Source organism: Bradyrhizobium sp. JR3.5, from assembly GCF_054057015.1.
This window is the reverse complement of record NZ_JBSRYV010000002.1, coordinates 3,118,010-3,132,371: the sequence shown is the minus strand read 5'-3', so window position 1 is coordinate 3,132,371 and position 14,362 is coordinate 3,118,010. Positions and strand designations below refer to the sequence as shown.

Annotated in this window: 9 protein-coding genes and 1 pseudogene; 7 read left to right on the top strand and 3 right to left on the bottom strand. The window is 64.2% G+C overall.

Annotated elements, in window-relative coordinates:
• Positions 1-19: 19 nt before the first annotated feature.
• Positions 20-1,201 carry an MFS transporter gene (locus ACVWW1_RS31950; protein WP_456658607.1) on the bottom strand — a complete coding sequence of 394 codons (1,182 nt, stop codon included), beginning with the start codon at positions 1,199-1,201 and terminating at the stop codon, positions 20-22.
• A 100-nt stretch (positions 1,202-1,301) separates the two neighbouring features.
• On the opposite strand from ACVWW1_RS31950, the gene ACVWW1_RS31945 reads away from it, so the two are divergent.
• On the top strand, positions 1,302-2,258 hold the full coding sequence (locus ACVWW1_RS31945; protein ID WP_456658606.1) for a LysR family transcriptional regulator: 957 nt from the start codon (positions 1,302-1,304) through the stop codon (positions 2,256-2,258).
• Between the two features lie 66 nt (positions 2,259-2,324).
• Positions 2,325-2,744 (top strand): SRPBCC family protein, encoded by a 420-nt coding sequence (locus ACVWW1_RS31940; RefSeq protein ID WP_456658605.1) that lies wholly within the window; start codon positions 2,325-2,327, stop codon positions 2,742-2,744.
• A 6-nt stretch (positions 2,745-2,750) separates the two neighbouring features.
• Here the strand turns inward: ACVWW1_RS31940 and ACVWW1_RS31935 are convergent, their stop codons facing one another.
• Positions 2,751-3,500, bottom strand: coding sequence for a class I SAM-dependent methyltransferase (locus ACVWW1_RS31935; RefSeq protein ID WP_456658604.1), 750 nt, complete (start codon positions 3,498-3,500; stop codon positions 2,751-2,753).
• A gap of 348 nt (positions 3,501-3,848) precedes the next feature.
• Here ACVWW1_RS31935 and ACVWW1_RS31930 point away from each other — a divergent pair.
• The 5 genes and pseudogenes from ACVWW1_RS31930 (at position 3,849) to ACVWW1_RS31910 (ending at position 10,952) form a co-directional block, all read left to right on the top strand.
• Positions 3,849-6,225: pseudogene (locus ACVWW1_RS31930) on the top strand (glucose/quinate/shikimate family membrane-bound PQQ-dependent dehydrogenase).
• A 33-nt stretch (positions 6,226-6,258) separates the two neighbouring features.
• Entirely contained in the window at positions 6,259-6,981 is a 723-nt protein-coding gene (locus ACVWW1_RS31925) for a carbohydrate porin (RefSeq protein WP_456658603.1), read from the top strand.
• Complete coding sequence (locus ACVWW1_RS31920) at positions 6,954-7,829, top strand: carbohydrate porin (RefSeq protein ID WP_456658602.1); 876 nt, start codon at positions 6,954-6,956, stop codon at positions 7,827-7,829. Before ACVWW1_RS31925 ends, ACVWW1_RS31920 begins: the two co-directional genes overlap by 28 nt.
• Positions 7,830-7,912: 83 nt before the next feature.
• Positions 7,913-9,232, top strand: coding sequence for an Hsp70 family protein (locus ACVWW1_RS31915; protein ID WP_456658601.1), 1,320 nt, complete (start codon positions 7,913-7,915; stop codon positions 9,230-9,232).
• 139 nt (positions 9,233-9,371) lie between these two features.
• Positions 9,372-10,952 (top strand): ABC-F family ATP-binding cassette domain-containing protein, encoded by a 1,581-nt coding sequence (locus tag ACVWW1_RS31910; protein ID WP_456658600.1) that lies wholly within the window; start codon positions 9,372-9,374, stop codon positions 10,950-10,952.
• A gap of 841 nt (positions 10,953-11,793) precedes the next feature.
• Here ACVWW1_RS31910 and ACVWW1_RS31905 read toward each other — a convergent pair.
• Complete coding sequence (locus ACVWW1_RS31905) at positions 11,794-14,091, bottom strand: heavy metal translocating P-type ATPase (protein WP_456658599.1); 2,298 nt, start codon at positions 14,089-14,091, stop codon at positions 11,794-11,796.
• Positions 14,092-14,362: the final 271 nt, after the last annotated feature.

The following is a 14,362-nucleotide window of genomic DNA, read 5'->3' as shown; positions in this document are numbered from 1 at the left end:
CATACTCCTATGATCCGATTCATTCGGCCGGGCATTGCGTGGCGAGGACGACCGGCCGGTCGAGGCGCAGGCTCCACAGTGCGAGCAGCAGCCCGACCGCGGTGATGACGGCAGCGACCAGCGGCAGCCCGCCGAGACCGAAGCCACGATCGATGGTGACGCCGCCGGCCCAGGCGCCGAGCGCGTTGCCGAGATTGAAGGCCGCGATATTCAGGCTGGAGGCCAGCGTCCGCCCTTCCACGCCGGCGGCTTCGAGCACGCGAAGCTGCAACGGCGCGACGGTCGCGAACGCGGCGATGCCGAGCACGAACAAGAGCACGACTGCCAACACCTTGATCGAGATCACCGCCGCCAGCGCGACGAGGACCGCGGCAAGGGCGCCGAGCGACACCAGCAGCGCACGCGCGACTCCCTTGTCGGCGAGGCGTCCGCCGGCGACATTGCCGATCGCAAGGCCGGCACCGAACACCAGCAGGATCGGCGACACCGCGGCGTCGGAAAATCCGGTGAGGCGCGTCAGGATCGGCTGCACATAGGTGAAGACCGCGAATAGCCCGCCGAAGCCGAACACCGTCATGGCAAGCCCGAGCAGGACCTGCGGGCGGCCCAGCACGGCGAGCTCGTCGCGCAGCGGCGCCGGCTTGTCCTTGGCTCCGACATGACCGGGGACCAGCACGGCCAACACGACGAAAGCGATCACGCCGATCACGGCCACCGCCCAGAACGCCGCACGCCAGCCGAGCATCAGGCCGAACCAGGCGCCGAAGGGAACGCCGAGCAAAGTCGCGACCGTCAGCCCGATGAACATCGTGGCGATCGCCGACGCGCGCTTGTCCTCGGGCACAAGGCTTGTCGCGACCACCGAACCGACGCCGAAGAAGGTGCCGTGCGCCAGTGACGTGAGGATGCGCGCCGCCATCAGCAGTTCGTAGTTCGGCGCCAGCGCGCAGGCCGCGTTGCCGAGCGTGAAGATCGCCATCAGCGCCAGCAGCACCGCCTTGCGCGGCATCCGCCGCGTGGCCAGCGTCAGAATCGGCGCGCCGACGAACACGCCGAGCGCGTAGCCGGAAATCAACAGCCCCGCCGCGGAGACCGACACGTGCATGTCGGCGGCGACCTGCAGCAACAGCCCCATGATGAGGAATTCGGTGGTGCCGATGCCGAAAGCACCGGCGGTCAAGGCAAGAACTGCAGCAGGCATGTGTCGCTCCGGAGGGAAGGATTCCGCAATGCGAGATAGCGGTCCGGACGAGGAAGGATTAGAATGGCCGCAATCCAATCATTTGTGACGTGAATTCAAGATGTCCCGAACAGACACCAACCGCTCCGGCGAGATGGACGTATTCGTCCGCGTCGTCGATCTCGGCGGCTTCACGGCTGCCGCGAACAGCCTGCGCCAGACGCCGTCGGGCGTCAGCAAGCTGGTCTCCCGGCTCGAGACGCGGCTCGGCACGCGGCTGGTCAACCGCACCACCCGCAAGCTGCAGCTGACCGAGGAGGGCCAGGCGTTCTATCAGCGCGCCCAGCGCATCCTCGCCGACATCGACGAGGCCGAACGCGAGGCCGCCTCATGCGTGCCGCGCGGCCATCTCACCGTGAACAGCAACATCCCGTTCGGCATGCTGCAGGTGATGCCGCTGCTGCCGCGCTTCCTGCGCGAGCATCCGGACATCACGCTCGACATCGTGCTGACCGACACGCTGGTCGATCTGATGCAGGCACGCGCCGACGTCGCGATCCGGGTCGGCCCGCTCGGCGCCTCGCGGCTGATCGCGCGCAAGCTCGGCACCAGCCGCATGGTGGTGGTCGCCGCACCGTCCTATCTCGCGCGCTTCGGCACGCCGAAGACCCCGGCGGACCTCGCCGCCCATCGCGGCATCGGCTGGACTTTTCCGCGCAGCATCCGCGGCTGGCCGTTCCGCCGCGCTGAAAAAATCGAGGAGGCGCTGCCGCCCCCGGTTGCCCGCGTCAGCGACGGCGAAGCCGCGCGCCAACTCACGCTCGGCGGCATCGGGCTCGGACGGCTGGCGCTGTTCCACATCGGCCCCGATATCGAAGCCGGGCGCCTCGTGCCGGTACTGCAAAATCTCAATCCCGGCGATCGCGAGGACATCCATGCGGTCTATGTCGGCCACGCCGGCCCGCTGCCGGCGCGGGTCCGCGCCTTCATCGATTTTCTCGCGCAACACATCCGCATCGGCGATCCGGCGCTGCGGCGCGGCGCGGACGGAAAATGGAAAGTCGTGAGCGACAAGTGAGCATGCGATGACGGATGAGCCGCTGGCCTTGCAGGCTGTTACCGAATCGCCGCGCAGCCAGAACAGGTGTGGGACGCGATCAGGGATCCCAGGGCCGGCGAAATATGGCGTAACGCGCATTTCAACACCGATTGGCAGATCGGCGCGTCGATCGAGATCGAGGCCGAGATCGGCGCGAAGCGCTACCGCGACAAGGGCCGCGTCCTCCGTGTCGAACCGGCGTCACGGCTCGAATATTCCTACTGGTCGCAGGTCTCCGGCCTGCCGGATGTTCCGCAATCCTATGCGACGATCACGATGACGCTCGCGGCTGACAGCGGAGAGACGCTGCTGACCGTCGCCCAGCAGGTGCCACCATCGCCAATTCGACGCGGGGACGGTTGGGAAATCGGCGCCGACTCCGGCGCCAGGCATGTCGCGTTCTACTGGCGCATGGCGCTGCCGCGCCTGAAGCAGGCCGTCGAGCAAGGACGCGCCGCGCAATAGCGCGCGCTAGGTCCGCTTCAGCAAGAAGAGCTGCGTGACATAAGGAAACACCACTTCGTCGGCATCACCGAGGCCGGCCTCACGCAGGATGGCATCGGTCTTGTCGCGAAGGACCGCCTTTTCGGCGTCGGGAAGATTGGCGACATAGCTCGTCGACACGACGCGCTCATAGACACCCTGGCGCGCCATCCGATGCGGATGGTCCTGCATGATTTCCTTCTCGAGCGCGAAGCGAGGGTCTTTCAATATCCAGCGCCAGCGTCCTGTCCGCTGCCGAGGCGTATCTCCGGCGTAGCCTTCGATCATGACGGACAAGGCGTCGACCCACGGTGCGCGGTCATCCCTGTTGTTCCAGACCAGCGCCAGCGTACCGCCGGGATGCAGGAGGCGCGCGATCTCGGCGACCGACGCCTCGTTGCCGAACCAGTGGAACGCCTGCGCGCAGGTCACGAGATCGACGCTGCCGGTTTCGAGGCCGATCGCATCGGCGCGGGTGTTGATGACCTCGATCCCTGCTTCGTTCGCGAGTTTCGCCGACATCTCGGCGACCGGCTCGATCGCGACCAGACGCGCCGTCTCGGACAAATGCGGGAGCAGCAGGCGGGTGAACTTGCCGGTACCGGCTCCGAGATCGACGACACAGCGCGCGGCCTGCAGCGGCAGCGCGGCGACGATCTCCGCCGGATAACTGGGCCGGCCCGCCTCGTAGGCGGCGACCGCGACACGATAATTCCTGGCTGTAGGGTTCAATGTCATTCGTGCTTCTCCTGCGAGCCGGGCATCTGCGATGAGATCTGCGGAACAGTATAAAGCAGCGCTGGCGCAGAACTGGAAGAGCGCGTCGATTCAAGATTTGCTGAGGGCCCGTCACCTCTGCGTCAGTGCCAGGCGCCTGGCGTTGCTCCTTGTTGAACAAAGTGCGCGCAGTTTGAATGATCCTGCTTCGGCAAGAACTGATATCGCAACTTTGCACGCTTGTGTTGCATCAACGTCGCAGTTCCCGGTTGCAAGTTGCTGTTGATTGAACCACAGTTCTTGAAAGCGGACGCGGTCTGTTGCGCTTGCGCAGGACAAGCCCGGTGCCTCTTCCGCACCGGTGCAGCCATGCAGCGATCCAGGGCCGTCTTTGTCACGGGTATCGTCTACGCCTTGATCGGCTTGGTCCTCGCGGGCGGCGGCATCTGGCTCGCCGCGCTGGGAGGATCCATCTCCTACATTGTCATCGGCGTCGGCATTCTTGCTACGGCTGCGCTCTTGCTGGCGCAGCACCGTTCGGCACTTTGGCTGTTTGCGATCGTGCTGGTCGGCACGCTGGCGTGGGCCGTCTATGAGGTGAAATTCGACTGGTGGCCGCTTGCGGCGCGCGGCGACATCATCTTCCCGATGGCGCTCTGGCTGCTGACGCCCGTGATCGTTCGCGGGCTGCAGCGAAACGAGCCGGTGTCTTACACACGTGCGACCGCACCACTCTGGGTCGGCGTCGTGGCGGCTGCGGCCGTCCTCATGGCCGGGCTGCTGTCGAGCTATCACGACATCAACGGCACGATTGCGGAAGCCGGGCCTGCCGTGCAGCAAAGCGAGGCCGATCCGCAACCGGACGGCGATTGGCGCGCCTATGGACGCACGCAATTCGGACAGCGCTATTCACCGCTGAAGCAGATCACGCCCGACAATGTCGGCAACCTCAAGGTCGCCTGGACCTTTCGCACCGGCGACGTGCCGACGCCGGAGGATTCGGGCGAGACCACGTTCGAGGTCACCCCAATCAAGGTGCGCGACACGCTCTATCTCTGCTCGCAGCACCAAGTGCTGTTCGCGCTCGATGCCAAGACCGGCACGGAGCGCTGGCGATACGATCCCAAGCTTGTGCACAACAAGACGTTCCAGCACATGACCTGCCGCGGCGTCTCCTATCACGAGACCGCGCAGGGCGCCGTCGACAGCGGCGGCAGTCCGGCGCCGGCCGAATGCCCGCGTCGGATCTTCCTGCCGGTCAATGACGGCCGCATGATCGCGCTCGATGCGGACAGCGGCAAACTCTGCGATGGCTTTGCCGATCACGGCATCCTCGACCTGCAGCAGGGGATGGGGATCAAGACCGCCGGCTTCTTCGAGCCGACGTCACCGCCTGTCGTCAGTGACAGGATCCTGGTCGTCGCCGCCGCGGTGATCGACAATTACGCCGTCGAAGTGCCTTCGGGCGTGATCCGCGGCTTCGATGTCTACACCGGCAAACTGGTCTGGGCCTGGGACTCCGCCGCGGCCGACGAGAACGCGTTGCCGTCGCCGACGCGCCATTACACCAACGGCTCGCCGAATTCCTGGATCACGGCCTCGTTCGATCCGAAACTGAATCTGGTCTACATCCCGACCGGCAACAACGGGCCCGACATCTGGGGCGGCAATCGCGATGCGCTCGTCGAGCGCTATTCCAGCTCGATCGTCGCGCTGGATGTCAACACCGGCAAGCGCGCCTGGTCGTACCAGACCGTGCATCACGATCTCTGGGACATGGACGTTCCTTCGCAACCGAGCCTGGTCGATGTGACGACGGCCAAGGGCGTCGTCCCCGCGATCATCCAGCCGACCAAGGTGGGCAACATCTTCGTGCTCGACCGCAGGACCGGCGAACTGATCGTGCCGGCGCCGGAACGTCCGGTGCCGCAGGGCCCCGCGCCCGGCGACCGCTCCGCACCAACCCAGCCGTTTTCCGAACTGACCATTCCGGCCGGAAGCAAAGCTGACCGGCGCCGACATGTGGGGCGGCACGATCTTCGACCAGCTGCTGTGCCGGATCATGTTCCACCGCTTGCGCTACGAGGGCACGTTCACGCCGCCCTCGTTGCAGGGCACGCTGGTCTTCCCGGGCAATCTCGGCATGTTCGAATGGGGCGGCATCGCGGTCGATCCTGTCAGGCAGATCGCCATCGCCAATCCGATGTCGCTGCCTTTCGTCTCAAGACTTATTCCGCGCGGCCCGCAGAATCCTCCGGCGCCGACCGCCGAGAAGCCGGTCGGCAGCGAGGTCGGGGTGCAGCCGATGTACGGCACGCCGTTCGGGGTGGATATCTCGAGCTTCCTCTCGCCGCTCTCCGTGCCGTGCTACCGACCGCCATGGGGTTCGATGGCCGCCATCGATCTCAGGACGATGAAGATCGTCTGGCAGCATCCGAACGGCACGATCAGGGACACCACGCCAATACCGCTTCCGTTCAAGATGGGCGTGCCAATGCTCGGCGGCCCGATCACCACCGCCGGCGGCGTCGCGTTCTACACCGGGACCTATGAGTACACGATCCGGGCTTACGACGTGCGCAACGGCAAGGTGCTCTGGGAAGATCGCCTGCCCGCCGGCGCGCAATCGACGCCGATGAGCTACGAGGCCGGCGGCAAGCAATACGTCGTCACCGCGGCCGGCGGACACGGCTCGTTCGGCACCAAGCGCGGCGACTACGTCATCGCCTATGCATTGAAGGATTGAAGTCGTTGAGGCATTGAATCCGGGAGCGTCGTCATGCTTGCGTCATCCGGCGACCGAACGAAGTATCCGACAGCGTTCTGTCTCTGGCTGGGTCTCGCGGCGATATCGGTCTGCGCCGTCGGCCATGTCGCACAAGCTGCCGATCTGACGCTTTCCGGCACCGCGGCCGATCCGGTCCCTGCTCCGGTTCCCTGGCTGCTCGGCGATTGGGACGGCGCACGAACCCGGCTGTTGAATGCCGGCATCGATTTTCAATTCGGTTACACCAGCGAACTCGCCGGCAACGCAACGGGCGGTCAGCGACAGCAGGTCGCCTACACCGATCAATGGACCTTCGGCACCACGTTCGATCTTGCGAAGCTCGGAGTCGTGCCCGGCGGCACGATCCAGGTCACATGGACCGACCGCAACGGCAGCAATCTGAGCGATGACGCGCGCCTCGGCACGCTGCAGCAGGTACAGGAGCTATTCGGACGCGGCCAGACGCTGCGGCTCACCCAATTCTGGTACGACCAGAAGTTCGTCGACGGCCTGGTCGACTGGAAGATCGGGCGGATCACCTTCGGCGAGGATTTCGCATCGTTCGCGTGCGACTTCCAGAACCTGACCTTCTGCGGCGCGCAGCCCGGCAACCTCGTCGGCAATTACATCTACAACTGGCCAGTTAGCTACTGGGCCACCCGGCTGAAATTCAACCTGCAAGGCTTCGGCTATTTTCAGTTCGGCGTGTGGATGACGCCAACCCCAATTATCTGAACGTGTCGCAGTCGGCGCTTCCGGTGTTCTACTCGGGATCTACCGGCCTGCTCATCCCGGCCGAGCTCGCCTGGCTGCCGAAGTTCGGTAATCTGCAGGGCAGCTACAAGTTCGGCGGCTGGTACGATACATCGACTGCTCCTGATGTGGTCACCGACGTCAACGGCAACCCGGCAGTCCTCAGCGGGCAACCACTGTTGCAGAGCCGCGGACGCTACGGTGCCTATGCCAGCTTCGTTCAGCAGGTGATCCGCCCATCGCAAGCCAGCTCCGCGGGCATGCTCAGCCTGTTCTTCAACGCGACCATGGCCGACCGCCGCACGGCCACCACCGATTATCAAATCGCGGGCGGCCTGATCTATACCGGACCATTCCAGTTGCGGCCCGAGGACGATATCGGATTTGCAGTCGGCACCACCCATGTCAACGGCCGCATCGCCTGGTCGGAAGAGCTGCAAAATCTGGCCGGCCTCGGTACCCGTGGCCGTCCAGGGCAACGAATACGTCATGGAACTCTACTACACCTACCGGCCACTCGCCGGCCTGCAGGTGCGACCGAACATCCAGTACGTGATCGACCCCGGTGGCACCAGCAGGAACGCAAACGCGTTGGTGTTCGGCCTGAAGACGGTCGCGAACTTCTGACACCCGAGCGCAACGCGATCCAGCCACGAACGAGGTGTCCTCCCTCTGCCGCCTGCGGGGGAGGGTCGGGGTGGGGGCTCTATCCACGAGTCACATCGTGGAGCGAGCCCCCACCCGCCGCGCTACGCGCGTCGACCTCCCCCGCAAGCGGGAGAGGTGAAGCGAGTCTGCCGCCGCACCGGCTCAACCTAACTTCATCGTGAACTTTGCGGCGTCCGGACGGGTTGGCAAGACCGGCCAAAGCCGCTAAAGGTCCGCCCCCTTTCACAGACAATCCGAGCATGACATGACGAGCGCCCCGCCCGCCGTCTCGATTGGCGTCGATTTTGGCACCAGCAACACCGTGGTCGCGCTGTCCGATGCCGACGGCCGCGTCGAGGCGATCCGCTTCGACCATGGCGGCCGCACGCATAGCGTCTATGTCTCCGCGCTGTGCTTCTGGGAGGACCGGCCGGGCGCCGGCCTGCATCCGCGCGCCGAGGGTGGCCCGTGGGCGATCGAGCAGTTCCTCGAAGGCCGGACGATCCATCGCTTCATCCAGTCGTTCAAGACCTTTGCGGCAAGCTCGGCGTTCAACACCACCCAGATCTTCCGGCAGCGCTACAAGTTCGAGGATTTGCTCGCGGCGTTCCTGCGCACGCTGACGCGGCACGCCGGCGAGGGCTTCGACTTGGGCGCACCGACCATCATGGTCGGCCGCCCGGTGAAGTTTGCCGGCGGCAACCCCAATGACGAGCTCGCCATGCAACGCTACCGGGCCGCGTTCGAGCGGCTCGGCGCCGGCCACGCGCGCTATGTCTACGAGCCGGTCGGCGCGGCGTTCTCCTTTGCGCGCAGCCTCGATCACGATGCGACCGTGCTGGTCGCCGATTTCGGCGGCGGCACCAGCGACTTCTCCGTGATGCGCTTCTCGCGCAAGGGCGGCGTGCTGCGCGCCGAGCCGCTGGGACATTCCGGCATCGGCATCGCCGGCGACACCTTCGACTACCGCATCGTCGACCACATCGTCTCGCCGCGGCTCGGCAATGGCACCAACTACCGCTCGTTCGACAAGGTGCTGCCGATCCCCAATCACTATTATTCGAGCCTCGCGCGCTGGCATCAGCTCGCGATGATGAGAGGCAATGGCGACTTGCGCGAGTTGCAGCAGCTCGCGCGCACCGCGATCGATCCGGCGCCGCTGCACGATTTCATCACCATCGTCGACCACGATCTCGGCTTTGCGCTGTACCGCGCCGTGTCCGACACCAAGGTCGCATTGTCGAGCCGCGACCGCGTCGAGTTCCGCTTTGCCCGCCAAGGCATCGATATCGGCGCGACCGTAACGCGCGACGATTTCGAATCCTGGATCGCCGACGACATCGAGCGGCTGGGCGCGACCGTCGACGAGGCGCTGGCGAAATCCGGCATTACCGCGCGCGACGTGGAGAAGGTGTTCCTGACCGGCGGCACCTCGTTCGTGCCGGCGGTGCAGCGCCTGTTCGCCGACCGCTTCGGCGAAGCGCGGCTGACCTCGGCGGATCAATTCGAATCGATCGCCTATGGCCTCGCGCTGATCGGCCGCACCCCTGATCCCGACCGCTGGACCTTCGCCGAAGCGGCGTGACGAAGAGCGTCGTGCCTTGATCCCGGCCCGATACGCGACTAGATAATCTTACTTCATCAATTCGAGAGGATGCCGACAGCCATGGATTTCACCCTGACCGCAACGCCCATCAGCCTTGCCCACGGGGATATCCATTGCCATGCCAGCATCGATCACGCTCTCCCATCTGACCCTGTCCGCGCCTGACGGCCGGGTTCTCCTCTCCGATATCGATCTCAGTTTCGGACCCGAACGGACCGGCCTTGTGGGCAGGAACGGCGTCGGGAAGACGACGCTGCTCGGCCTGATCGCAGGCGCGCGCACGCCGCAATCCGGCACCATCGCGGTTCAGGGACGCGTCGCGATGCTGCATCAGACGGTTCAGGTGCAGCCGGACGAATGCGTGATCGATCTGTTCGACGCGCGCGGTGCGCTGGCCGCGTTGCGCCGGGCCGAACAGGGCCTGGCGAGCACTGAAGAGCTTGCGGATATCGACTGGACGCTCGACACGCGCATCGCGTCGGCGCTGGCGCGCGTGGGACTGAGCGATGTTCTCGAAGCCCCGCTGGCGACGCTGTCCGGCGGACAGGCCACCAGGGCGCGCCTCGCCGCACTGACCTTCGCGCGACCTGACTTTCTGCTGCTGGATGAACCCACCAACAATCTCGACCGCGCGGGACGCCAGGTGGTCATCGACCTGCTCGCCGACTGGCGGCATGGCGCCATCGTCGTCAGCCACGACCGCGAGTTGCTCGAGATCATGGATGCGATCGTCGAACTGACCTCGCTGGAAGCCCGACGCTACGGCGGCAATTGGAGCGAGTACCGCGCCCGCAAGGCCGTCGAGCTGTCGGCAGCACGACACGATCTGGCCGATGCCGAGAAGCGCGTCGCCGAGATCGACCGCAAGGCGAGGGAAACGTCCGAACGGCAGGCGCGTAAGGACGGCGCCGGCGCGAAGAAGCGCGCCAGGGGCGATCTGCCGCGCATCGCCGCCGGGCTGCGCAAGGATCGCAGCGAGGACACCGGCGGCGAGAACGCCCGCCTTGCCGAGCGGCGGCGGACGCAAGCGCTCGAATTGGCCACCGCGGCGCGCCAGCGCATCGAGGTGCTGCAACCGTTCTCGGTGCAGCTGCCGTCGACGCAGCTGCCGGCGGGCCGGATGGTGCTGCGGATCGAAGCCGCTGACGCCGGCTACACGGCGGAGGCGCCGATCCTGCGTGATCTCACCTTCTCAATGTCGGGTCCGGAGCGTGTCGCGATCACGGGCCCGAACGGCGCCGGCAAGACGACGCTGCTCAAGCTCGTCAGCGGCGACCTGACCGCGGCGCGCGGCAGAGTCGAGATGATGACCCGCTTTGCGATGTTCGATCAGGCGGTCAGCCTGCTCGATGCCTCAGCCTCCATCCTGGATAATTTCCGGCGCATCAATCCGGATGCCGATGAGAACGCCTGTCGCGCCGCGCTGGCGCGTTTCATGTTTCGCGCCGATGCCGCTCTGCAGACTGTCTCCAGCCTCAGCGGCGGCCAGTTGCTCCGCGCCGGTCTGGCCTGCGTTCTGGGTGGTGTGAACCCACCGCCGCTCCTGATCCTCGACGAGCCCACCAACCATCTCGACATCGAATCGATGGAAGCGGTCGAGGCCGGACTACGCGCCTATGACGGCGCGCTGCTGGTCGTCAGCCACGATGAGGCCTTCCTCGAAGCCATCGCTATCACCCGCAGGTTCGATCTCTCCTAGTGGAGGTCATGCGGCGAACCGAAGGAATTGCGTTCACGCCATTCATGTTTCGAACAGCGAAGGCTGGTCGGAAAGTGAACAGCCGAGCACGCGTCGCCAGGGGCAGGATGTAGGCGCGGTGCTCGGCTGTCAGGCCGCGCGGCGGTGCGGCCATCCCGCCGGCTTCGCTCGTCCCCAGAGCGAGGCCGTCGGAACTAAATCTCGCCTGTTGCTAAATCCGCGCCGTCGAATGGAGTGCGTTTCTCCAGAGGGCAAATGCGACGAAGCCTGCCAGCAGCAAAAAGCCGCCACCGGCCGCGATCAAGAAATGCGCGAACGTCATCTTGGAAATCCCAATTGAGAAGCATCATGCGGCGCGACATGCACCGCAACCTGGCAATCAAATGCACTTCAGAATTGATTTGCCCCGCCGGCCGCAGCCGGACAGCCCGAAAGGTGGCTGGCACTGCGCTCTGCCCACCCTTCGATTCCAGAGAGGTCGTCAAGCCACTCGGCTGTTTCCCCTCGTCGTGCGGTTCGTCACACCGCTCAAGTGTCACCAAGATAATCGATAAAACTTTATCGACAATCGAAACGAAAAATTAAGGTTACCGGCGCGCCGGCAAGGGTCGATCGCCCCCGGCGGCCGCGGCTCCCAGCAAAATATCGAAAACAACCCCATGCAAAGTAGCCCGCGGCCACCGCTCCAGCCTGAGCGGCGGTCAATTGGAGCAACGCCGCATGCCAGTTTCTCTTACTGGCAGGGCGGGAGCACGGCTGGATTATTCCATTAGAGGTCATTGGACCCACACGAGAGCCGCCTGACGTGTCCAGGAAATATCTTCACTTATCGTGCTCGCAACTAAGCTCCAATGGCTTGCTCGTAGATATCTTCCTCCTGGGCATTATGGATACGCACAAGCGCTTCAATCCCCTCAATGACGCGCTGCGCGTCCCTAATCAGGTAATGGTCCGTATCCGGGGGAGTGAGGCCATCGGTGAGCCGACGCAGAAGTCGCGCCATGTGTATAATCTCGCGGTGCGCTCGGCTCATTGCCCCTAGCCCGTGGCGATTTCCCAAAAATTTAGCGACGCGCGGATACACGACACTTTCATCGTCGCGCTCATGTTCGGCGATCTGCCTCGAAACGATATCGTCAGCTTCGGAAATCAGCGTCACCGCTCCCGCTCCCTCAACGGCATCAAGCGCGTCCGCAATTTCTCTCAGCCGGTCGAGCGTCGGCTCCATTCGCTCGTGGTCCTGACGCAGCGCTGTAGCTGCAGCCGCTGGCATTTTTTTATGACCAAACTTGTGGCCGGAAGTCAACGCGCGCAACGCATTGAGGATCACGGCAACATCGATGGCTTCCTGCGTCAAGGCACCTGCGATTGGCGGCAACAGGCCGACGGCGGCAAAGCACATTGCCAATCCAGAGAGTGCCATTCCGCAGACTATGCTCTGCAGCGCGATGCCGCGGGTACGCCGTGCGATGGCGACGGCATCGGAAACTCGATCGAGACGATCGACGAGAATTACAACATCGGCCGCTTCCGACGAAGCACTTGCACCGCGGGCCCCCATGGCGATGCCGACGTTAGCTGCCGCCAACGCTGGCGCATCATTGATACCGTCACCGACCATCACGGTGGGGCTTTGGCGCTGCTCGGTTGCGACGGCATCGACCTTGTCGGCCGGCTCCCGTTCAGCAAGAACCGCATCGAGATCAAGCGCGGCGCCGATCGTCTCAGCGGCGTCCGCTCGATCGCCCGTCACCATGACGATCCGCGCAACTCCGGCCGCTCGCAGCGATTGTACGGCGCGCGGCGTCTCGCGTCGAAGCTCGTCAGCGAGCAATACTGCGCCGATTGTGCGTCCACCTACGGCGACAAATACACTCAGCGCGGAGCGCCATGTCGCACGTCTCAGGGCCCGAGACGCCCAGGTCTCCGGCTTGCGAGCCCCATGGACCATTTGATACGAGCCCACTCGAACAGTCTGCCCCTCAACCACACCTTCCAAACCAGAGCCCATGGTCTCTCGGACTTCGGATGGAATAGTGAGCTTGAGCCCCTTCTCCATGGCCGCTTCGACGATCGCCGCAGCGACTACATGATGTGAGGCCTGTTCCAAGGAACCTGCGATCCGCAGAACTTCGTCAGCGCTTTGGGCGGGAGCGACCTCAATTGCAACGAGCCGCGCCCCGCCGACCGTCAGCGTACCCGTCTTATCGAACATCACCGTATGAGTGCGAGCGAGCGCTTCGAGCGGCCCACTGCCTTTGATGAGAATTCCGCGCTTTGCGGCCTGTGCGACCCCCGAGATGAAGGCGACCGGCGCCGCCAGAATAAGCGGGCATGGCGTTGCTACGACCAGCACGGCAAGTCCGCGGACAGGATCGTCAGAGAAGAACCAGGCGCCGCCAGCAATTGCCAGCGTGATCGGCAAGAGCAGCAGCGCGAAGCGGTCTGCCAAGCGTATGAATGGCGACTTTGCCGTCTGCGCCGCACTGACCATGCGGACAATGCCCGCATAGGTACTTTCGCTTGCCGGGGCGGATGCGCGGAGTTCGAATGTATCTCCAGCGTTAAGCGAGCCGCTTCGAGCGAGTTCACCAGCTTGACGGGGAACCGGAATCGGCTCCCCGGTAAGTGCCGCCTCATCGATCGTGGCCAGCTGGCTGGTTATGAACCCATCGACAGGTATGACTTCGCCCGCGCGAACGAGAATGTAATCACCTACTACGACTTGCTCGATAGGCACGTCATCGATAATCGAGTCGATGCAACGATGGGCAATTCTTGGTGCTCTATCAATTAACGACCTAAGATCACGCTCAGCCCGTGCGACCGCAAAGTCCTCAAGCAGATTTCCGCCCGCGTACATGATGGCGACGACGATGCCGGCCAAATTCTGACCGAGCACGAGCGCGCCCGACATTGAGACGAAGGCGACCGAATCCACCCCAATACGACCCGCCAAGAAGTCGCGGATCATAGAAATCAATAGACCTAGTACCACCGGAAAAGTGCCGGCGCCCCAACACCAATTTGCAACATCGCTCCGCCCATTGGCCCAGGCCACAACTCCAAAAGCGAGCCCGCCAAGCGCTATCGCAATCAATGCTCGTCGAAACATCCTTTCAGTCAGTAGCCCCGACATCCAAGTGTGTCCCCGGAGGATAGAGCGAGATCGCATGCAAATATTGGCGCCAAATCAAGTACCCTGATTTGACCGAAATCAATGGTAGTGATTAGCGAAGTGCGAATTAGACTGTATTGGAAGCGGCGCCGGATGATAGCAAGGGTGCAACGCTCCGACGGCACCGTTATGGAGCTATTGGTGTACGAGACGACCGCGAGCGTAGGCAAGTTCCCATAATCCGCGCAATCCTGGAACGGAGTCGCTGCGGCATTGATCTCCGTGATTGGAT

Excerpts from the sequence above, each read along its gene's own strand:
- ACVWW1_RS31945 (WP_456658606.1), top strand. The coding sequence starts at position 1,302 with ATGTCCCGAACAGACACCAACCGCTCCGGCGAGATGGACGTATTCGTC.
- ACVWW1_RS31905 (WP_456658599.1), bottom strand. The coding sequence starts at position 14,091 with ATGTCGGGGCTACTGACTGAAAGGATGTTTCGACGAGCATTGATTGCG.
- ACVWW1_RS31915 (WP_456658601.1), top strand. The coding sequence starts at position 7,913 with ATGACGAGCGCCCCGCCCGCCGTCTCGATTGGCGTCGATTTTGGCACC.
- ACVWW1_RS31935 (WP_456658604.1), bottom strand. The coding sequence starts at position 3,500 with ATGACATTGAACCCTACAGCCAGGAATTATCGTGTCGCGGTCGCCGCC.
- ACVWW1_RS31950 (WP_456658607.1), bottom strand. The coding sequence starts at position 1,201 with ATGCCTGCTGCAGTTCTTGCCTTGACCGCCGGTGCTTTCGGCATCGGC.
- ACVWW1_RS31910 (WP_456658600.1), top strand. The coding sequence starts at position 9,372 with ATGCCAGCATCGATCACGCTCTCCCATCTGACCCTGTCCGCGCCTGAC.
- ACVWW1_RS31925 (WP_456658603.1), top strand. The coding sequence starts at position 6,259 with ATGCTTGCGTCATCCGGCGACCGAACGAAGTATCCGACAGCGTTCTGT.